The organism is Pseudonocardia sp. ZF1 (assembly GCF_056835605.1).
This window is the reverse complement of record NZ_JAJNBY010000001.1, coordinates 1,801,020-1,821,237: the sequence shown is the minus strand read 5'-3', so window position 1 is coordinate 1,821,237 and position 20,218 is coordinate 1,801,020. Positions and strand designations below refer to the sequence as shown.

The window sequence follows — 20,218 nt, the reverse complement described above, 5'->3', positions numbered from 1 at the left end:
TTCCGGAGATCCGGATCATCTTCGTGGGGTCGGGGTATGTCCGGTCCTGCCGTGCCTGCGGAGGCGGTCTCCCCGCAGGCGTCGTCACTGCAGCTCTCGGTCCTCGGTGGTGTGCGGGCGAGCCGTGACGGCGACGACCTGGCGCTCGGCGGGCCGCGCCCGCGGGCACTGCTCGCCGCGCTCGTCGTCGCGGCCGGGCGTCCGGCCACCGAGGACCTGCTCATCGACGCCGTCTGGGACTCCGAACCCGCCCCGGCCGCGAAGCAGGCGCTGCACACCTACGTCGCCCGGCTGCGCGGTGTCCTGGAGCCCGGCCGCTCGGCCCGCGGGGCCGCGACGGTGCTGGTCCGCGGCAGCGGCGGCTACGCCCTGGCCGTCCGGCCCGAGCAGGTCGACGTGTGGGCGATGCGCGAGCTCGCCGCCCGCGGCGCGACCGCGCTGGCGCAGCGACGCCCGCACGAGGCGGTGTCCGTGCTGGACCTGGCGCTGGCCACCGGCGACGGCACCCCGTTCGGCGACCTCGCCGACCGTGCCTTCCTGGCCGCCGAGGTGGCCGCGCTGACCGAGCTGCGCGCCGGGATCCGCGAGGACCGGGCCGCTGCCGCGCTCGCCACCGGCGAGGACGTGACGCTGCTCGACGACCTGGCCGCGCTCACCACCGAGTACCCCCTGCGCGAGCGCGCGTGGGAGCTGCGGGCCCGCGCGCTCTACCGCGCCGGGCGCCAGGCCGACGCCCTCGCCGTCCTGCGGACCGCGCGGGACCTGCTCGCCGAGGAGCTCGGCGTCGACCCGGGGCCCGGCCTCGCCGCGACCGAGCGGGCGGTGCTCGCCCACGACCCGGAGCTGCTGCGCCGGGCCCCCGCCGCCGACGCCCCGGCGCCCGCCGCCGGGACCACCCGCAGGCCGCTGCCGGTGCCGTCGACGGCGCTGCTCGGCCGCGACGACGACCTCGCCGGGCTGCGCGCCGCCCTCGACGCCCACCGGCTCGTCACCGTCGTCGGCCCCGGCGGGGTGGGCAAGACCCGCGTGGCGCTGGCGCTCGCCGCCGACGCGGGCGGTCCGGTGTGGTGGGCCGAGCTCGCCGACCTCGCCCCGGGGACCTCCGGCGCGCTGCTCGCCCCGGTCGTCGCCGAGGCCGCTGGGGTGCTCACCGCCCAGGGCGCCGACCAGCTCGCCGCCGCCCTGGCCGGCCGCCCCGGCCTGCTGGTGCTCGACAACTGCGAGCACGTCCTCGACGCCGTCGCCGAGCTGCTCACCACGCTGCTGCCCGCGTGCCCCGGCGTGCGGGTGGTCGCGACCAGCCGCGAGCCCGTCGACCTGCCCGGTGAGCAGCTGCTGGAGCTCGCGCCGCTGTCCTCCGCCGCGGCCGAGCAGCTGTTCCTGGACCGCGCGTCGGCCGCGGCCCCCGGTGCGGCCCCCACCGGCGACGACCGGGCCCGCGTCGCCGAGGTCTGCGCCCGGCTCGACGGGCTCCCGCTGGCCGTCGAGCTGGCGGCCGCCCGCAGCCGCACCCTGTCGGTCGGGGAGATCGCCGACGCCCTCGACGACCGGTTCTCCCTGCTCGTGGGGGCCGGCCGGGGCACCCCCGCCCGGCACCGGAGCCTGGAGCACACCATCGCGCTGTCGGTCGACGACCTCGGCCCGGCCGACCGGCGGCTGTTCGGGGCGCTGTCGGTGTTCACCGGTGGGTTCGACGCGGCCGCGGCCGCCGCCGTCGCCGGGGTGCCGGTCCGCGACGGGCTGGCCACGCTCGTCGCGAAGTCCCTGGTCGGCGTCGACACCGGTGCGCCGGGCCCCCGCCGGTTCGCGCTGCTGGAGACCCTGCGGGCCTTCGGCGACACCCTGCTCGACGACGCCGCGCGCACCGCGGCCCGCACCGCGCACCGGCGCTGGGTCCTCGACGTCGTCACCGAGGCCGACGCCGCGTGGCTCGGCCACGACGCGGCCCGCTGGTTCGGGCGGGTCCGCGCCGAGCAGCCGAACGTGCGGGCCGCGTTCGGTGCCGCGCTGGCCGACGGCGGTGCCGCCGCGGTCGACGACGCGCTGCGCCTGGCCGGGGCGATGGGCTGGTACTGGTACCGCTTCGGCCGGGTCGCCGAGGGCATCGGGTGGGCCACCGCCACGCTGGCCGCGGCCGGGCCGGACGCCGACCCGGAGGCCGTCGGGCTGGCGCACTTCGCCTCCGGTCCCCTGCGCTACCTGGCCGGCGACCCGGCCGGTGCGGCCGCCGACGTCGCCGCCGGGCTGGAACGGATGGACCCGGCCCGGCACCCGACGAAGGTCGCCCGCGGGCTGGCGTTCCGCGCCTACCTGGCCGCGGCGGCCGACCCGGCGGCCGCGCAGGCCCTGCTGGGCGAGGCACTCGCGGTCTCGCGCGCGGCCGGGGACGGCCCCGGTGAGTCCGAGACGCTGATGGCCGCCGGGCACCTCGCGCGCCTCGGCGGGGACACGGCGACGGCGCTGGACGTGCTGCGGTCCGCGGTGGCCGTGGCGCGGCGGGCCGGGCACGGGTTCGCCGACGGGTCCTCGCGCTGGCACCTGGTGAAGACCCTGCTCGACCGCGGCGATCCGGCTGCGCTGGACGAGGCGGAGTCGCTCGTGCGGTTCCTCGGTGGCGAACCCGACGTGACGTCCTGGCTGGTCGCGGTGCACACGCTCGCGGGCGCGCTGGGACAGTCCGGCGACGGAGCGCGGGGCGCCCGGCTGCTGGGGGCGGTGTCCGCGGTCGGCGGCGAGGTCGGCTACCGGCCCGAGGAGATGGACCCGCAGGACTCCGAGCGCAACGTCGCCCTGGTCCGGGCCGCGCTCGGCGGCTCGGCGGAGCGGTACGCCACCGCGTTCACCGAGGGCGTCGCGGGTGGGCGGGCGGCGATCGCCGCGGTCCTCGACGAGCTCGCTGACGGCGGCACCGTCGCCACCCGGGTGGTGGTGGGCCGGAGCGCCTGAGCCGCGCTCCGCGGGACCGCGTGCAGGACCCTGCAAGGCCGCTGCAAGTGGAGTGCCAGTGGCCCACCGCAGAGTTCGTGGTGTTCGCCCCACCGGCCGCCCGGGCCGCCGGGGCCACCACCCGAGGAGACACTATGAACGCCACCCTGCGCAGCCTCGCCCGGCTCGGCCTGGTCGCCGCGGCGACCGGCACCGTCCTGTTCGGCACCACGGCCTGCAGCCTCGCCTCCGTCCCGGCGGACAGCGTCGAGCAGCAGATCGTCAGCAAGCTGGGCGCGCAGGGCGTCTCCCTCGACAACGGGAAGGCCGACTGCGCCACCGACCTCGACGCGACCGTCGGGGCGAGCCGGACCTGCGAGTTCCACTCCGGTGGCCAGCCGGTCGGCGCGGTCGTCACCGTCACCGCCGTCGACGGGGACAACGTCTCCTTCGACATCACCACCGAGCCCCGCGCGGTGCCGAAGGCCCTGCTGCAGGACACCGTCGGCTCGCTCGTCGCGCAGAACGCCGGCGTCCCGATCGACACCACCACCTGCGACGGCGACCTCGCCCCCACCACCGGCCAGGCCGTCGGCTGCCGCGTCACCTCCGGCGAGGACTCGATCGACGTCCGCGCGACCGTGACCGAGATCCAGGGCGGTCTGGTCAACTTCGACGTCGAGCAGGTCTGAGCCGTGCGGACCGCGACCTGGCTCTCCGCACTCGCACTGGTCGTCGTCGCCGGCGCCCCGCTGACCGCCTGCTCGACCGGACCGGAACGGCAGGTGTGCGGGGTCCTGGAGGCCGACGGCGACGACTACCTCGAGGTGGACCCGGCCGTCTGCCCGGCGCCCGAGGCGGTCGTGTCACCGGCCGGGCCGCGGTGGGTGCCGGTCTCCGCGCTCGACGACGACGACCACGACCACGACCACCACCGCACGGTCGTCGCCCGGTCCCCGGGCACACCGCGGACCACCGCCGCGCGGACCCCGGCACCCCGGGCGACCGCGGCGCCGCGGACCACGACGAAGACGACGGGTCCGAAGCGGACGACCCGGTCCCGGTGAGCACCGTGCCCCGGTCACCGCGGGCCGGCCGCCGGCGGGCGCGGGGTCCGCCGGCGGCCCGCCCGGGGACGCCGGGTGGGCCGGGGCACCGGGCCACGGGCTCCGCGCCGCCGCAGCGGTGCGGGACCGTGTCGCCCCGGGCCCGGCTCCGGGCCGTGTCCCCGCGTGTCAGGCCGAGGCCGGGCCCCAGCGCAGCGTCAGCCGGGTACCCGCGCCGTCCACCACCACGTCCGCCGGCCCGGCCCGGTCCACAACGGACCCGCGCTCCGCACCGCCACCGGGACCGGCGAGCGACGGGACGACCGCCTCGATCCGCAGGTCCGCCGCGTGCGGCCGGCCCGCGTCGACCCACCCCGCGACCAGCCCGGCCAGCCGTTCGGCGGCGCGGTCACCGTCCGGCCCGCAGGCCCGCACCGTCGCCTCCGGGTTCGCCAGCAGCACCGCGCACCCGTCGCCCGCGACCAGGCCCAGCGTCGCGCGGACACCACCGAGGTCGAACAGCGCCGGTGCCGCCCCACCCTCGGCCGGGCCGAACAGCCGCACCACCCCCGGGTCCGCGACCGCGCACCACAGCCCGAGCCCGTCCCACAGATCCGCCACCGTGCCCGCCGCGGCCACCGGCCGGTCGGAGCCCGCACCCGTGGTCGCGCGGGCCAGCGCCCGCGGGTCCGGGACGTCGGCGTCATCGGAGCCGCAGGCGGGCTGCACCCGCCACCGGCCGTCCGGCAGCGCGACCTCGGCGCCCGGGTCGGCACCCTCCCCGCGCAGCCGGACGAACGCGCAGCTGCGCACCGACCGCGAGTGCAGCCGTCCCGGAGCGGTGTGGGCGAACGCCACCGACAGCTGGCTGCCGCGCACCGTGAGCGGCAGCAGCAGCCGGCCGCCGGGCGCGAGCTGGGCGGCCCACTCCGGCCGGACGCCGGTGGAGCCGACGGTCAGCTCGATCCGGTCGTAGGGCGCCGCGGGCGGGTACCCGAGCGCCCCGTCCCCGACGACGACGTCGACGTCGTCGTACCCGGCGGCGTCCAGGTTCGCCCGGGCCCCGGCGACCAGGTCGTCGTCGATGTCGAGGGTGGTCACGGCCCCGTCCGGACCGACCAGCTCCGCCAGCAGCGCCGCGTTCCAGCCGGCCCCCGCACCGATCTCCAGCACCCGGTGTCCCGGCCCGGCCTCCAGCTGTTCCAGCATGATCGCGACCATCGACGGCTGGGAGACCGAGCTGACCGTCACGCCGTCGTCGACCTTGATCGGGACGGCGACGTCGGCGTAGGCCCCGCCGGGGTCGAGGGCCGGCAGGAACAGGTGGCGCGGCACCGTCTCCAGTGCCGCGCGGACCGCGGGGGTGCGCACCCGGCCGTCGCGGACCAGGGACGCGACCAGCGCGGAACGGGCGCGGTCGGCCGACATGCGGGCATTGTGCCCTGCCGCCGTCTAGAGCAGAACGAGGTCGTCCGCGTGGACGAGCTCGCGCCGCTGCTCGGGCGGCAGCTCGCGGGTCCGGCGGCCGATCATGTGCGGCAGCTCGGTCGCGTCGTAGGAGACGACACCCCGTGCGATGGCCCGTCCACCGGGGGCGAGCAGCTCGACGACGTCGCCGGCGTCGAAGTCACCGGACACGCCGTGCACCCCGGCGGCGAGCAGCGAGCGGCGACGGCGGCGGACGGCCTCGACCGCGCCGTCGTCGAGGTCGAGGGCCCCACGGACGTCGGCGGCGTGCCGCAGCCAGAACCGGCGGGCACCCATCCGGGTCCCGGCGGCGCGGAACACGGTGCCGCCCTCCGGGCCGTCCTCGGTGGTGGCCAGGGCATCGGCGATCCGGTCGGCGGAGGTCAGCAGCACCGGGATCCCGGCCGCCGACGCCATCGCGGCCGCCTCGACCTTGGTGGCCATGCCGCCGGTGCCCAGTCCCGACCCGGGGCGGGTGACGCTGACCCCCGCGAGCTCGGCCGGGTCGTCGACCTCGGTGATCAGCGACGTCCCGGGGTCGCGCGGGTGGCCGTCGTAGAGGCCGGCGACGTCGGAGAGCAGCACGAGCGCGTCGGCGCCGACGATGTGCGCGACGAGCGCGGCGAGCCGGTCGTTGTCGCCCACCCGGATCTCGGCGGTGGCGACGGTGTCGTTCTCGTTGACCACCGGAAGCGACCCGAGCTGCAGCAGCCGCTCCAGGGTGCGCTGGGCGTTGCGGTAGTTCGAGCGGCGGATCATGTCGTCGGCGGTGAGCAGCACCTGCCCGATGCCCTGCCCGTGCCGGGCGAACGACGCCGAGTAGGCGTGGGCGAGCAGCAGCTGCCCGACCGACGCGGCGGCCTGCTGGGTCGCCAGGTCACGCGGCCGGCGTCGCAGCTGTAGCGGCGCGAGGCCGGCCGCGATCGCCCCCGAGGAGACGAGCACGACCTGCGCACCGGCGGCGCGACGCCCCACCAGGGCGTCGACCAGGGCGTCGAGCCGGGCCGGGTCGAGACCACCGGTCAGGCTCGTCAGCGACGACGACCCGACCTTCACCACGATCCGCTTCGCCGCACCCAGTGCGGCGCGCGTGCTCACGCGGGTCTCACTCCTCGATCTCGTGGTCCGACGAGTAGCGGGCGCCCGCGGCGAGCTCGGCGTCGGACAGGTGGTTCCGGCGCGCGCCCCGGGCGCGCTTGCGCTCGGCGGCGCCGACCCGGTCGTTGCCCTCCAGCCGGATGTCGGTGCCGCGCCCGGTGAGCAGGGCGGCGACGCCGGCCGGGGTGGACGGCTCCCAGTCGAAGGTGACCTGGCCGACGGTGACCGGGCAGCCGGGGACGGCTCCGGCCTTGGCGAGCGCCTCCTCCACGCCGAGCCGGGCGAGCCGGTCGGCGAGGTAGCCGACGGCCTCGTCGTTCTCGAACGCGGTCTGGCGGATCCACCGCTCGGGGCGCTCCCCGCGCACGATGAACCCGCCGTCGAGCTCCGGGTCGGGCGTGATGGTGAAGCCGGTGTCGTCGACGGCGCGCGGGCGCAGCACGATCCGGCTCGGCTCGGCCTCCGGGCGCGCGGCACGGGCCGCGGCGACCCGCTCGGCCATCGCGAAGCTCAGCTCCCGCAGCCCGGCCCGGGACGCGGTGGAGATCGCGTACACCGGCCAGCCGAAGCGCTCGGTCAGGTCCTCGCGGACCATGTCGACCAGGTCCGCGGCGTCCGGGACGTCGATCTTGTTGAGCGCGACCAGGCGCGGGCGCTGGTCGATCCGCTCCCCCAGCGCGCTGGTGCCGAGAGCCTCGGCGTAGTGCGCCAGCTCGGTCTCCAGTGCCTCGATGTCGGACACCGGGTCGCGCTCGGTCTCGAAGGTCGCGCAGTCCACGACGTGCACCAGCACCGAGCAGCGCTCGATGTGGCGCAGGAACTCCAGGCCGAGGCCGCGGCCCTCGGCGGCACCCGGGATGAGGCCGGGGACGTCGGCGACGGTGAAGGTGTCGTCCCCCGCGCTGACCACGCCGAGCTGGGGCACGAGGGTGGTGAACGGGTAGTCGGCGATCTTCGGGCGGGCCGCGGACAGGGCCGCCACCAGCGAGGACTTGCCGGCGCTGGGGAACCCGACGAGGCCGACGTCGGCGAGGCTGCGCAGCTCCAGGGTCAGCTCGACCTCGTCGCCGGGCTCACCGAGCAGCGCGAAGCCGGGGGCCTTGCGGGCGGCGGAGGACAGCGCGGCGTTGCCGAGCCCGCCCCGTCCGCCCTCGGCGGCGACGAACCGGGTGCCGACACCGACCAGGTCGGCGACGACCTCGCCACCGGCGTCGAGAACGACGGTGCCGTCGGGGACCCGCAGCTCCAGGTCCGGGGCGTTCGCGCCCTGCTTGAACGCACCCTGCCCCTGCGTGCCGTTCTTCGCCTCCGCACGGGGGCGGTGGTGGTAGTCGAGCAGCGTGTGCACACCCGCGTCGACGACGAGCACGACCGAGCCGCCCCGGCCGCCGTTGCCGCCGTCGGGGCCGCCGAGCGGCTTGAACTTCTCGCGGTGTACCGAGGCGCAGCCGTTGCCCCCGGCACCCGCGGTCGCGTGCAGCACGACGCGGTCCACGAACCGGGACATGACGGTGCTCCTGTCGTTGTCGTAACCGCGGCGGGGCCGCGGTGGGTGGTGACACGACGAACGGCGGGCCCCCCGTTACCGGGGTGACCCGCCGTCGGCGTCGCTGTGCTGGCGGGTCGCTCAGACCTCGGCCGGCACGATGTTCACGGTCTTGCGGCCGCGCTTGGAACCGAACTCGACGGTCCCGGCGGCGAGGGCGAAAAGCGTGTCGTCCTTGCCGCGCCCGACGTTGACACCCGGGTGGGTGGCGGTGCCGCGCTGACGGATGAGGATCTCGCCGGCCTTGACCGACTGGCCGCCGAAACGCTTCACACCCAGGTACTGGGCGTTGGAGTCGCGACCGTTACGGGAGCTGGACGCACCCTTCTTGTGTGCCATGACGCGGGCTCCTTACTTGCCGATCGCGGTGACCTGGACCTTCGTCAGGGGCTGACGGTGCCCCTGACGCTTGTGGTACCCGGTCTTGTTCTTGAACTTGTGGATCCGGATCTTCGGACCCTTGGTCTGCTCGACGACGGTGGCCGTCACCGCGGAGGTGAGGCCGCTGGCGTCGGTGGTCACCTGGTCGCCGTCGACGAGCAGAACGGCGGGCAGAATGATCTCGGCGCCGGGCTCACCGTCGAGCTTCTCGACGGTGACCACGTCGTCGACGGCCACCTTGTACTGCTTGCCGCCGGTCTTGACGATCGCGTACATCGCTGACGCACGACTCCTGAACATCGGGGGCGCATCTGGTGCGCTCGGGCTTTCACAGCTCGCGCCGGTCCCCGGCGCGCACACCACGGCCCCCGTGCCGAACACTGTCGTGTGCAGAGGCGTGGCTTCTGTCGGTCAAGGTTACGCGACCCCGTCGGAGTGCTCTCCGCCGGGGTCGCCGTCACCCTCCGTCCTGGGGCGGACCCGCCGGACGGGAGGCCGCCCGGCGTGGACGGCGGGTACGGGTGACGGCCGCGGCGGGCTCCGGCTGCGCGGCGACGGCCGGAGCGGCCGCCGTTCCCGCGTCGGCCGGTGCCGTCGTGGCCGCCGGCGGAGCGGACTCCTCCGGCGTCGAGGCGGTCGTGATGACCACCGCCTCACCACCGCGGACCGGGGCGCCGCCGGAGCGGCTGACCCGGCGGCGGCGCGGTGCGGGTGCGTCGGGCTCCGGGGCGGCAGGGGGCGTCCCCGCCGGCTCCGGGGCCACGTCCTGGGCAGGGGCCACGTCCTGGGCCGGTGTCGCGGCCTGCGGGGCCCCGGTGGGCTCGGCGACCACCGGGGCGGCCGAACCGGTCAGCTCACCGCGCGGCTCGGCGACGACGGTCTCGTCGTCGGCCGGGGCCGGTGCGGGTGCGGCGTCGGTGACGGTGGTGTCGGCCGTGGCCGGGACGGAAACCCCGGTGGACCCGGCGGCCGCGCCGTCGTCGCCCTTCGGGGTACTGCCCGCGGCGACGGCCGCGGCACCCGCGGCGGCGTCGACGCGCCCGGTCTCGCCGGAGCCGTCCCGGTCCTCGGCACGGTCGGCACCGTTGCGGTGCCCGGAGCCGTTGCGGTCGGGCGCGTGGCGGTCGGCGTCGTGGCGGTCGGCGTCCCCGTTGCCAGAGGCGGCGTGGCCGGACTCGCCGTTGCCGGACTCGCCGTTGCCGTTGCCGCCGCGGCGACGACGGCGACGCCCGCCGCCGTCGGAGTCGCCGTTGCCGGCGTTCCCGGAGCCGGACCCGTTGCCGGAGCCGCCGCCGTTGCCGTTCCCGTTGCCGGAGCCGTTCCCGTGCTGCGCGCCGTTGCCGGAACGGCCGTGCTGGTGGTCCGGCCCGGTGTCGGTCGAGACGATCACGCCCCGCCCGCGGCAGTGCTCGCAGGTGGTGGAGAAGTGCTCCAGCAGCCCGCCGCCGACCCGCTTGCGGGTCATCTGGACCAGGCCGAGCGAGGTCACCTCGGCGACCTGGTGGCGGGTGCGGTCCCGGGCGAGGCACTCGGTGAGGCGGCGCAGGACCAGGTCCCGGTTCGCCTCGAGCACCATGTCGATGAAGTCGACGACGATGATCCCGCCGATGTCACGCAGCCGCAGCTGGCGGACGACCTCCTCGGCCGCCTCCAGGTTGTTGCGGGTGACGGTCTCCTCGAGGTTGCCGCCGGAGCCGGTGAACTTGCCGGTGTTGACGTCGACGACGGTCATCGCCTCGGTCCGGTCGATCACCAGGGTGCCGCCCGAGGGCAGCCAGACCTTGCGGTCCAGCGCCTTGAGCAGCTGCTCGTCGATCCGGTACTCGGTGAAGACGTCGGACGGGCCGGTGTGGCGGTGCATCCGGTCGGTGAGCTCGGGCGCGACGTGCCCGACGTAGCCGGACACGGTGTCCCAGGCGTCGGCGCCGGACACGATCAGCTTCGAGAAGTCCTCGTTGAACTGGTCGCGGACGACCTTGACCAGCATGTCCGGCTCCTCGTAGAGGAGCGTCGGGGCCTTGGGCGCGCCCGGGCCGGTCTTGTTCGCCTTCTCCTTGACGACCTCCCACTGCGCCTGCAGGCGGCGGACGTCGCGCTCGAGGGCCTCGTGCGAGACACCCTCGGAGGCGGTCCGGATGATCACACCGGCGTCGGCCGGGACGATCTCCTTCAGCATCTCCTTGAGGCGCTTGCGCTCGGTGTCGGGCAGCTTGCGGGAGATCCCCGCGGCGCCGCCGGAGGGCACGTAGACCAGGAAGCGGCCGGCGAGGGAGATCTGCGTGGTCAGCCGGGCACCCTTGTGGCCGACCGGGTCCTTCGTGACCTGCACCAGCACCTGGTCGCCGGAGGACAGCGCCTGCTCGATCTTGCGCGCCTTGCCGTTGAGGCCGGCGGCGTCCCAGTCGACCTCACCGGCGTAGAGCACGGCGTTGCGGCCGCGCCCGATGTCGACGAAGGCCGCCTCCATCGAGGGCAGCACGTTCTGCACGCGGCCGAGGTAGACGTTGCCGACCATCGAGCTGCCGGAGTTGCCGCCGGTGATGAAGTGCTCGACGAGGATGTCGTCCTCGAGCACGCCGATCTCGGTGCGGTCGGAGCGCTGGCGGATCACCATCTGGCGGTCGACCGACTCGCGCCGGGCCAGGAACTCCGACTCGGACAGGATCGGCGGACGGCGGCGGCCCGCGTCGCGGCCGTCCCGCCGGCGCTGGCGCTTGGCCTCGAGCCGGGTGGAGCCGCGCACGCCCTGGACCTGGTCGTCGGAGGACGACCCGGAGTCCTGGCGGGACTCGCTCCGGGCCTCGCGGACCCGGGTGACGGTGTTGGGCGGGTCGTCCTCGGAACGGTCCTCGACGTCGGACCCCCCGCGACGACGACGGCGCCGCCGGCGGCGCGAGCCGCCCGAGGACTGCTCGTCGGAGTCGTCGTCGGCGTCGTCGGAGTCCTCGGAGTCGGCCCCGGTGGAACCGGGGTCCTCGGAACCGGACTCGTCGGAGTCCTCCGAGTCGTCACCGTCCTCGCCGGAGTCCTCGCCGCCCTTGCCGCGGCCGCGGCCACGACGGCCCCGGCGGCGGCGGCGACGGTTGCCGTTCTCGTCCTCGCCGTCGTCGTCGGAGCCGTCGCCCCGGTCGTCGGCGTCGGTGGTCCCGTCGGCGTCGTCGGCGGCCGGGGTGGTGGCCCCGGTGTCCGCGGCCGGGGCCGCGGTGGTGTCGGTGTCGCGGTCCTTGCGGCGGCGGCTCTTGCGGCCGCGGCGGGGGCCGCCGTCGGTGCCGTCCTCGCCACCGGGCTGCTCGGCCGCGTCGTCGCCGGCGGGCTCGGCCGCCGCCGGGGCGGTCTGCGCGGCGCCCTGGGCGGTGGGGGCCTGGAACATCGGGACGGCGAAGACCGGCGCCAGTGCGGGCGCGGACCCGCCCCGGGAGGCACTGGAACCGGTGTCGAACGGGTTCGCCGGGACCTCGGTGGTCGCGTCCCCGGCGTCGGCGGGGCCGATGTCGAGTACGGCCGCGGCCTCGGCGAGGGCGGCGTCCGGCGCGCCGGCCGCGGGGGCGGGCTCCGCCGCGGCGGGCTCGGCACCGTCGGCGAGGTCCGGGGAGGTGGCCCCGGCCGCGTCCGTGACCGGGCGCAGCGCCGCGACGACCTGCTCGGCCGTCGCACGGGTGATGCTGGACTGGGCGCTACGGACCTCCTGGCCCAGACCGACCAGGGTCGCCAGGACATCGCGGCTCGCCGTGCCCAGCAGCTTGGCCAGGGCGTGGACCCGCATCTTCTCCGGCAGCTCGGAGAGCCCGCCGGTGCTACCGGCGGGCGCGTCGTTCACGGACATTCAGCTCCTTCGCCCCCGGGCGCCTCACGTCGGAGGCGGCCGCTCAGGGACCTTGCGCGTACGTTCCGCAGCTCGCGCGGGTTGCGCGGTACGGCACATCTGGTGTCGCTCCCCGGTCTTCGGGGATGGTGCTCGACGCCGGACCGGAGGCGGGAAGTGCCGTCCGTGTCAGGAACCGTCCGGCCGGGCCCGGGTCGCCGGGACCGCACCGAGCGGATCCACCAGGTCGCCCCCGTCGTCGAGCAGGCCCTGCGCCAACCGGGTGGCCGTCACCGGTACCGGCGGCGCCAGGTCTGCGACGACGGTGAGCGCGCCCAGTACGTCATCGGGTCGGACGGTCGGTGTCGTCAGCCGTACGACCGCCGTCAGTATCGCACAGTCGGTGACCGAACCCGGGGAACCCGCCGCCCCGGACGGGTCATGATCGGCCGGTGTGCCGTTCACCTGCGGTTCGACCGACAGAGTCACGACGGCGGCGCGCACGTCGATCTCCTTGCGCCCGGACGGGGTCACCCGGGTCACCACGACCGAGGTCTCGGCGAGGAACCGCTCGACCGCGGACCGCACCTCGGCGGGGTCGAGCCCGCGGATCTCGAGCCGCCAGCGGGCGGCGTCGATCCGGTCGGCCAGCGCGGGCGGCGTCGCGACCGCCGCCGCGACGACGTCGAGCCCGTCGGGCAGCGCCCGGTCCATGGCCTCCCGGACCAGCTCCGGGTCGACCTCGCGGGTCAGCCCCATCTCGACGTACTCGGCCTCGCTGGCCGCCCCGGTCGGGGCGGCGCCGACCCAGGACAGCCGCGGGTGCGGGCTGAAGCCGTGCGAGTGCGAGACCGGGACACCGGCCCGGCGGACCGCGCGTTCGAAGCTGCGGGCCACGTCGCGGTGCGAGAGGAACCGCAGCCGTCCGCGCTTGGCGAAGCGCAGGCGGACCCGCTGCACCGTCGGGGGTGCCGGGTTCGCCGCCGCTCCTGCCTTCACGCGCGCCATGCACCCGAGTCTAGGAGGGGTGTGCACACGGTCGGGCACACGGTCCGCGCCGATCCTCGCGGGGCGACCAGCCGCTCGGGAGGAGCACCCCACCATGACCATCGTTCCCGACCTCGGCACGCTCGGCGCGGCCCACCGCGCCGTGTGGGCCTCCGGCGACTACCCGGCCGTCGCGGCCGAACTCATACCCGGCCTGGGCGAGGTCGTCGTCGACGCGGTGACCGTCGGCCCCGGTGACCGGGTCCTCGACATCGCCGCGGGCACCGGCAACGCGGCGATCCCGGCCGCGCTGCGCGGCGCCACGGTCGTCGCCGCGGACCTGACCCCGGAGCTGCTGACCGTCGGCGCCCGGCTCGCCGCGGACCGGGGGGCCGCGCTCGAGTGGGTCGAGGCCGACGCCCAGGCTCTGCCCTTCCCCGACGCCGCGTTCGACGTCGTGCTGTCCTGCGTGGGCGTGATGTTCGCCCCGTTCCACGAGCGGGCGGCGGCCGAGCTGCTGCGGGTCTGCCGTCCGGGCGGCCGGATCGGGCTGCTCTCCTGGACACCGGGCGGGTTCGTCGGTGGGCTGCTCGCCACGCTGCGCCCGTTCGTGCCCGCCCCGCCGCCCGGCTCGGCACCGCCGGTCCGCTGGGGGGACGAGGCACACGTGGGCACGCTGCTCGGGGACGGGGTGCGGGACCTGCACACCTCACTGGGGTCCGCCCGGTTCGCGGTCACCGACTCCCCGGCCGCGTTCCGCGACTGGTGGAAGCAGCGCTACGGGCCGATCGTCACCACCTACGCCCGCATCGCCGACGACCCGGAACGGACCGCCGAGCTGGACGCCGCGTTCCTCCACCAGCTGACCGCCGCCCGCACCGGCGACCACTGGGACTCCGAGTACCTGCTGGTCACGGCCGTTCGCCTCTGAGAGGAGGGGCCGAACGGCCGGTTCCCGCGGCCCGGCGGCGGTGTCATCCTCCCCCTGCGGGCAGGGAGGTGCCGTGTGACCGTCGTCCGGCTGCTCGGCCCGCCCCGCGCGGGTGCCGCGGAACCGGTCCGGGGCCGCAAGCCGTGGGCGCTGCTGGCGCTCGTGCTGTGCAGCAGCGGCCCGGTCCCGCGCTGCCGCGCCGTCGGGCTCCTGTTCCCCGGTGCCGAGGACCCGGGGGCCGCGCTGCGCTGGACGCTCAGCCGGGCGCGGCGGGCCACCGGGAACGCGCTACGGCTCGGTGGTGACCCGCTGCGCGTCGAGCCGGCCGAGGGGACGGTCGTCGACGTGCTCGACGTGCTGGCCGGGCGACGGCCGCGGTACTGGCCGGTCGCCGAGGCGACGCTGCCGCTGCTGGAGGGCTGCGAGCCGGACGTGCCGGAGTTCGCCGCCTGGCTGCACGGCCGCCGGCTCGACCTGTCCCGCGCCGGGCAGCGGCTGCAGGAGGTCTACTGCTCCAGCACCAGCAGCGCGTCGCCGGCGGGCCGGAACCCGGCACGCCGGTAGAACGCGGCGCTCCCCGCGGTCGGGGCGAGCATCAGCCGCCGGTACCCGCGGGCCCTGGCGTGCGCGACGACCGCCGCGAGCAGCACCCGCGGCACCCCCGCCTCGGTGAACGCGGCGAGGACGAAGGCGTTGCCGACCTGCCCGCTGCGCGTGCCACGGCCCCCGGGGCGGGGCATCTGCACGGTCTCCAGCACGTTGATCGACCCGACCGGTGTCCACCCGGCGCGGTCACTGCCCGCCTCGGCCACCCAGAACGCCCGCCGCGGCTGCTCGACCCGCCACCAGGCGGCGAACGACTCGGCGAACGACGGGTCCTCGACCGGTCGCCCGGCGCGCTCCTCCAGCCAGAGGCGGCGCAGCCGGGCGAGCGCGGCGACGTCACGCTCGTCGGCGACCCGGACCCGCAGGCGCCTCCCGCCGTACTCCCAGGAGGATCCGTCGGCGTCGGCGACGGCCGGGTCCGGGATCGAGGACAGTCCGTTCTCAGTCACCCGGGTGTGCGCCCCCGAGCGACCCCGCGGCCGAGGCCGTCGGGTTGACCACGGTCAGCGGCAGCAGGGTGGTCCCGCTGGGGCCGACCTCGATGTCGGTACCGGTGGACGGGCAGACACCGCAGTCGAAGCACGGCGTCCAGCGGCAGTCGTCCTGCTCGCGGCCGTCGAGCGCGTCCTGCCAGTCCTCCCAGAGCCAGTCGCGCTCCAGGCCGGAGTCGAGGTGGTCCCAGGGCAGGATCTCGTCGGCGTCGCGCTCGCGGGTGGTGAACCAGTCCAGCGACACCCCCTGCGGCTCCAGGGCCTCGGCGGCGGAGTCGACCCAGCGGCGGTAGGAGAAGTGCTCGGACCAGCCGTCGAACCGGCCGCCGTCGCGCCAGACCTTCTCGATGACGGCGCCGACCCGGCGGTCGCCGCGGGCGAGCAGTCCCTCGATCAGCGAGGGCTCGCCGTCGTGGTAGCGCATGCCGATGTTGCGGCCGATCTTCCGGTCGGCGTTGACCGCCTCGCGCAGCTTGCGCAGCCGGGAGTCGACGACCTCGGGGTGGCACTGCGCGGCCCACTGGAACGGGGTGTGCGGCTTCGGGACGAACCCGCCGATGGAGATGGTGCAGCGGACGTCGTTGCGCCCCGACGCCCTCCGCCCGGCCTCGATCACCCGGTAGGCCATCCCGGCGATCTCCAGGACGTCCTCGTCGGTCTCGGTGGGCAGCCCGCACATGAAGTACAGCTTGACCTGCCGCCAGCCCTGGGAGAACGCCTCGGCGCAGGTCCGGATGAGGTCGTCCTCGGAGACCATCTTGTTGATCACGCGGCGGATGCGCTCGGAGCCGCCCTCGGGGGCGAAGGTCAGCCCCGAGCGACGGCCGTTGCGGGAGATCTCGTTGGCCAGGTCGATGTTGAACGCGTCGACCCGGGTGCTCGGCAGCGACAGCGAGGTGTTGGTGCCCTCGTAGCGGTCGGCGAGGCCCTTGGTGATCTCGGCGATCTCGGAGTGGTCGGCGCTCGACAGCGACAGCAGACCGACCTCGTCGAAGCCCGAGGCCCGCACGGCGGCGTCGACCATCTCGCCGACGCCCTGCAACGACCGCTCCCGCACCGGGCGGGTGATCATCCCGGCCTGGCAGAACCGGCAGCCGCGGGTGCAGCCGCGGAAGATCTCGACGCTGGCCCGCTCGTGCACGGTCTCGGCCAGCGGGACCAGCGGCTTCTTCGGGTACGGCCAGTCGTCCAGCTCGATCGTGGTGCGCTTCTGCACGCTCGCGGGGACCCGCTCGTCGGCCGGGGTGACGGCGGCGATGTGACCGTCGTCGGCGTAGGTCACGTCGTAGAGGGACGGCACGTAGCAGCCCGGCGTCGACGACAGCCGCAGCAGCAGCTCCCGGCGCCCGCCCGGGCGTCCCTGCTCCTTCCAGTCCCGCACGACGTCGGTGATGTCGCCGACGACCTCCTCGCCGTCACCGAGCGCGGCGACGTCGACGAAGTCCGCGACCGGCTCCGGGTTGAACGCCGCGTGCCCTCCGGCGACGACGACCGGGTGGCTCTCGTCGCGGTCCCGGGCGTGCAGCGGGATCCCCGCCAGGTCGAGCGTGGTGAGCAGGTTGGTGTATCCGAGCTCGGTGGAGAACGAGACGCCGAGGACGTCGAAGTCACCGACCGCGTGGTGGGCGTCGACGGTGAACGACGGCACCCCCGACTCGCGCATCAGGGCCTCGAGATCGGGCCAGACCGCGTAGCAGCGCTCGGCCAGTGCGTCGGCGCGCTCGTTGAGGACCTCGTACAGGATCTGGACGCCCTGGTTGGGCAGGCCGACCTCGTAGGCGTCCGGATAGAGCAGTGCCCAGCGGACGGCCGCGGAGTCCCACGGCTTGACCTGCGAGTTCCCCTCACCGCCGACGTACTGCACCGGCTTGGCGACGCGGGGCAGGATCGGCTCCAGGGCGGGGAATACGGAGGTGGGTGCCACGCTGCACCAGGGTAGCCACGTCCGTTCGGGACGAACCGGCGGGTCGCGTCCGACCGAACGCGGGGTGTGGAACCCGAGCAGTACACCGACGTCGGCGCGGTCCGGCTGTGCCACCAGTCCGTCGGCGACCCGGCCGACCCGGTGGTGGTCCTGGTGATGGGCCTGGGTCTGTCGCTGGACTGGTGGCGCGAGGACCTCTGCACCGCCCTGGCCGGCCGCGGGTTCCGGGTGGTGCGGTTCGACAACCGCGACGTCGGCCGCTCGACGCACCTGTCCGGCCCCGGGATCTCGGCGTGGGGGTTCCTGACCCGCCGGGCCCGGCCGGTCTACACCCTGGCCGACATGGCCGACGACACCGGCGGGCTGATCGCCCGGGTCGCGCCGTCCGGGGCGCACGTGGTCGGCGCCTCGCTGGGGGCCTCGGTCGCCCAGGAGACCGCGATCCGCCACCCCGGCCTGGTCCGGTCGCTGACCTCGGTGATGGGCCGCCCCGGCGACGGCACCGGGCGGACCGCGCCGCGGATGCTGCCGGAGTTCCTGCGCCCGCCGCCCGCGGACCCGGTCGAGGGCATGGTCCGGTCGTTCCGCCGGATCGGCTCCCACGACCGGACCGCCGTGGACGACGAGGACGTCCGCGTCACGTTCCGGCGGGCGCGGGCCCGCGAGACCGGCGACGGCAGCGGGGCCGGCAGGCAGCTGGCGGCGATCGTCGCCGAGCGGGACCGCACCGCGGACCTGCGGGCGCTGACCTGCCCGGCGCTGGTGCTGCACGGGTGTGAGGACCGGGTCATCCGCCCCGACGGGGGCCGTGCGACCGCCGCGGCCGTCCCCGGCGCCGAGCTGGTGGAGGTACCGGGGATGGGCCACGACCTGCCGCGGTGGGTCTGGCCGGAGCTCGTCGAGGGGATCGTGCGGACCGCCGCCCGGGCGCACACCCGCTGAGGCACGGGTCACGGCGGACCGGCGGGCCGGGCACCTACGCTGGCGCCGACCTGCTCCCCACGCGCGTCCCCGAACTCCCAGGAGACCCCCGTGCCCGTGACCGACGCCGAGCTGCACGCCCGGTTCCGCCCGCTGTTCGAGAAGATCGCCGCCGGCGCGGTGGAGCGCGAGCTGAGCCGCAGGCTGCCCGTCGAGGAGATCGCCGCCCTGCGCGACGCCGGGTTCGGCGCGGTCCGGCTGCCGGTGGAGGCCGGCGGCGCGGGGGCCTCGCTGCGCCAGCTGTTCGCGCTGCTCGTCGAGCTGGGCGCGGCGGACTCGAACATCCCGCAGGCGCTGCGGACGCACCTGCTGTTCGCCGAGCTGTGGTCGGCCGGTGCCGCCGACGACCCGGTGCTGCGCGGTCGGCTGGAGCAGGTCGCGGCCGGCCGGCTCGTCGGCAACGCCATCTCCGAGCGCGGCGGCGTCGTGCGCAACTCCTCCACCACGGTGCTGCACCGCGACGGGGACAGGCTGCTGCTCGAGGGCGAGAAGTTCTACTGCACCGGCACGCTCTACGCCGACCTCGTCGACGTCGTCGCGCTCGACGAGGACGGCAGCCGGGTGAGCGTGCTGGTGGAGACCTCCGCGCCCGGTGTCGAGCGGATCGACGACTGGCGCGGGTTCGGGCAGAAGCTGACCGCCAGCGGCACGACCCGGTTCACCGCGGTCGAGGTCGACCCGGCCCAGGTGCGGCCCGCGCCGACCGATGCCCACCAGCCGGTCCGGCAGGGGTTCCTGCAGCTGGTGCAGCTGGCGGCGCTGGCCGGGATCGCCCGCCGCGCCGCCGACGACGCCGCCGCCTACGTCCGCGACCGGCGCCGCAACTGGCCCTACGGCAACGCCGACCTGCCCAGGGACGACCCGCTGGTGCAGCAGGTCGTCGGGAAGGTCGACGCGGCGGCGTTCACCGTCGCCGCCGTCGTCGACGCCGCGGCCGCCTCGCTGGAGCGGGCGTTGTCCGAGCCCGGCCACGGCCCGGCCGCCGAGCTCGACGTGTACCGGGCCCAGTCGACGGTGCCGCAGCTGGTGCTGGACGCGACCTCGGAGCTGTTCGAGGTCGGCGGCGCGTCCACCGTCGACGTCGACCGGGCGCTGGACCGGCACTGGCGCAACGCGCGCACCCTCGCCGTGCACAACCCGATCGTCTACAAGCAGCAGGTGGTCGGGGCCTTCGCGCTGAACGGAACGGTGCCGGTGCTGTCGCTGTCCCCGGGCGTCGCGGGCTGAGCGGGGCTCACCGGCCGGCGCGGGCGGTGAGGGCGGCGCGCGTGGCGTCGTCGGCGGGCAGGAAGGTCTCCAGCGCCAGCTCGGCAAGGGTGACGTCGTGCGGTGCGCCGAAGGTCGAGACCACCGAGTGGAACCTCAGCGTGCCGTCGTCGGTGTCGAGGACCAGCGGCGGCAGCACGTCCGAGCCCGGCGGGGTGCAGGCAGACCCGGTGCACGTTCGGCGGCGGCCCGAGCACGGCCGGGTCGAGGCCGCTCAGCAGCGACCGACGGCGACGGCCGGATCGCGCAGGTGCACGGCTTCCTCGACGTCGTCCCCGCCCTGTAACGGGCCGGGCCGGTCAGTGGACGACCGGCCCCGACGACGGGCCGTGCGCCCAGGACGGCGGCGGGCTGGGTTCGGCCCGCCGCCGCGGGACGGCGAACGCGGCCACGGCCAGCAGCCCGGCCAGGAGCATCCCGTACTGCAGGCTCAGGAGGTAGCCGAGCCCCCGGCCCAGCACGAACGGCGCCTGCGGGTCGAACAGCGTCCACGCCGAGCCGGCCAGGAGCAGTACGGCCCCGGTCAGCGGTGCGCCCGGGGACAGGCGCGCGGCGAGCACCACCGCGCCCAGGAGCAGCCCGCCGACGAGCAGCAGGCCCGAGCCCGCGGGGACCCGGTCGAGGTCCATCCGCATCATCGACTCGTAGGCGGTGCCCATCCCCGCACCGGCGACGACCAGCGCCACCGCCGTCCCGACGAGCCCGACCAGGATCCCCACCAGGTGCCGCACGACCGCCCCCTCCGCCGACCCGGACGGATCGGAAGC

Annotated in this window: 18 protein-coding genes; 7 read left to right on the top strand and 11 right to left on the bottom strand. The window is 76.0% G+C overall.

Translation table 11 applies throughout. The features are described from left to right. The first annotated feature begins 51 nt into the window (after positions 1-51). From ZF1_RS09015 to ZF1_RS09005, 3 genes are all read left to right on the top strand, one after another. Positions 52-2,946: an ATP-binding protein gene (locus ZF1_RS09015; protein WP_482636985.1), complete on the top strand. Its 2,895-nt coding sequence runs from the start codon at positions 52-54 to the stop codon at positions 2,944-2,946. A 134-nt stretch (positions 2,947-3,080) separates the two neighbouring features. Beyond that, positions 3,081-3,617 (top strand): DUF4333 domain-containing protein, encoded by a 537-nt coding sequence (locus ZF1_RS09010; protein ID WP_482636984.1) that lies wholly within the window; start codon positions 3,081-3,083, stop codon positions 3,615-3,617. A 3-nt stretch (positions 3,618-3,620) separates the two neighbouring features. Next, positions 3,621-3,992 (top strand): hypothetical protein, encoded by a 372-nt coding sequence (locus ZF1_RS09005; RefSeq protein ID WP_482636983.1) that lies wholly within the window; start codon positions 3,621-3,623, stop codon positions 3,990-3,992. A gap of 168 nt (positions 3,993-4,160) precedes the next feature. Here the strand turns inward: ZF1_RS09005 and ZF1_RS09000 are convergent, their stop codons facing one another. From ZF1_RS09000 to ZF1_RS08970, 7 genes are all read right to left on the bottom strand, one after another. Beyond that, positions 4,161-5,399, bottom strand: coding sequence for a methyltransferase domain-containing protein (locus ZF1_RS09000; protein WP_179760646.1), 1,239 nt, complete (start codon positions 5,397-5,399; stop codon positions 4,161-4,163). Between the two features lie 24 nt (positions 5,400-5,423). Next, on the bottom strand, positions 5,424-6,536 hold the full coding sequence (gene proB / locus ZF1_RS08995) for a glutamate 5-kinase (RefSeq protein WP_482636982.1): 1,113 nt from the start codon (positions 6,534-6,536) through the stop codon (positions 5,424-5,426). Between the two features lie 7 nt (positions 6,537-6,543). After that, positions 6,544-8,043, bottom strand: coding sequence for a GTPase ObgE (gene obgE / locus ZF1_RS08990; protein WP_073578058.1), 1,500 nt, complete (start codon positions 8,041-8,043; stop codon positions 6,544-6,546). A gap of 120 nt (positions 8,044-8,163) precedes the next feature. Further along, positions 8,164-8,421: a 50S ribosomal protein L27 gene (gene rpmA, locus ZF1_RS08985; protein ID WP_020624745.1), complete on the bottom strand. Its 258-nt coding sequence runs from the start codon at positions 8,419-8,421 to the stop codon at positions 8,164-8,166. A 12-nt stretch (positions 8,422-8,433) separates the two neighbouring features. Further along, the gene (gene rplU / locus ZF1_RS08980; protein WP_482636981.1) at positions 8,434-8,739 is read right to left on the bottom strand and encodes a 50S ribosomal protein L21; all 306 of its coding nucleotides are present in this window, start codon (positions 8,737-8,739) and stop codon (positions 8,434-8,436) included. 181 nt (positions 8,740-8,920) lie between these two features. Continuing rightward, positions 8,921-12,286: a translation initiation factor IF-2 N-terminal domain-containing protein gene (locus ZF1_RS08975; protein WP_482636980.1), complete on the bottom strand. Its 3,366-nt coding sequence runs from the start codon at positions 12,284-12,286 to the stop codon at positions 8,921-8,923. A 168-nt stretch (positions 12,287-12,454) separates the two neighbouring features. Further along, on the bottom strand, positions 12,455-13,273 hold the full coding sequence (locus ZF1_RS08970; RefSeq protein WP_179760648.1) for a TIGR03936 family radical SAM-associated protein: 819 nt from the start codon (positions 13,271-13,273) through the stop codon (positions 12,455-12,457). A gap of 94 nt (positions 13,274-13,367) precedes the next feature. Between ZF1_RS08970 and ZF1_RS08965 the strand changes: the two genes are divergently transcribed. Both ZF1_RS08965 and ZF1_RS08960 read left to right on the top strand, forming a co-directional pair. Further along, positions 13,368-14,183 carry a class I SAM-dependent methyltransferase gene (locus ZF1_RS08965; RefSeq protein ID WP_482636979.1) on the top strand — a complete coding sequence of 272 codons (816 nt, stop codon included), beginning with the start codon at positions 13,368-13,370 and terminating at the stop codon, positions 14,181-14,183. Between the two features lie 75 nt (positions 14,184-14,258). After that, positions 14,259-14,747 (top strand): AfsR/SARP family transcriptional regulator, encoded by a 489-nt coding sequence (locus tag ZF1_RS08960; protein WP_251784733.1) that lies wholly within the window; start codon positions 14,259-14,261, stop codon positions 14,745-14,747. Here ZF1_RS08960 and ZF1_RS08955 read toward each other — a convergent pair. Then, a complete protein-coding gene (locus ZF1_RS08955; RefSeq protein WP_208819388.1) occupies positions 14,690-15,238 on the bottom strand; it encodes a GNAT family N-acetyltransferase in 549 nt (182 codons plus the stop codon). The genes ZF1_RS08960 and ZF1_RS08955 overlap by 58 nt on opposite strands. After that, positions 15,231-17,204 (bottom strand): TIGR03960 family B12-binding radical SAM protein, encoded by a 1,974-nt coding sequence (locus tag ZF1_RS08950; RefSeq protein WP_251784734.1) that lies wholly within the window; start codon positions 17,202-17,204, stop codon positions 15,231-15,233. The genes ZF1_RS08955 and ZF1_RS08950 overlap by 8 nt, the downstream gene beginning before the upstream one ends. 66 nt (positions 17,205-17,270) lie before the next feature. Between ZF1_RS08950 and ZF1_RS08945 the strand changes: the two genes are divergently transcribed. After that, complete coding sequence (locus tag ZF1_RS08945; RefSeq protein WP_482636978.1) at positions 17,271-18,146, top strand: alpha/beta fold hydrolase; 876 nt, start codon at positions 17,271-17,273, stop codon at positions 18,144-18,146. A gap of 90 nt (positions 18,147-18,236) precedes the next feature. Then, a complete protein-coding gene (locus ZF1_RS08940) occupies positions 18,237-19,412 on the top strand; it encodes an acyl-CoA dehydrogenase family protein (protein WP_482636977.1) in 1,176 nt (391 codons plus the stop codon). 7 nt (positions 19,413-19,419) lie between these two features. Here the strand turns inward: ZF1_RS08940 and ZF1_RS08935 are convergent, their stop codons facing one another. Together ZF1_RS08935 and ZF1_RS08930 are read right to left on the bottom strand one after the other, a co-directional pair. Then, positions 19,420-19,590 carry a hypothetical protein gene (locus tag ZF1_RS08935; protein WP_482636976.1) on the bottom strand — a complete coding sequence of 57 codons (171 nt, stop codon included), beginning with the start codon at positions 19,588-19,590 and terminating at the stop codon, positions 19,420-19,422. Positions 19,591-19,750: 160 nt separating this feature from the next. Beyond that, on the bottom strand, positions 19,751-20,182 hold the full coding sequence (locus ZF1_RS08930; RefSeq protein ID WP_482636975.1) for a hypothetical protein: 432 nt from the start codon (positions 20,180-20,182) through the stop codon (positions 19,751-19,753). Positions 20,183-20,218: the final 36 nt, after the last annotated feature.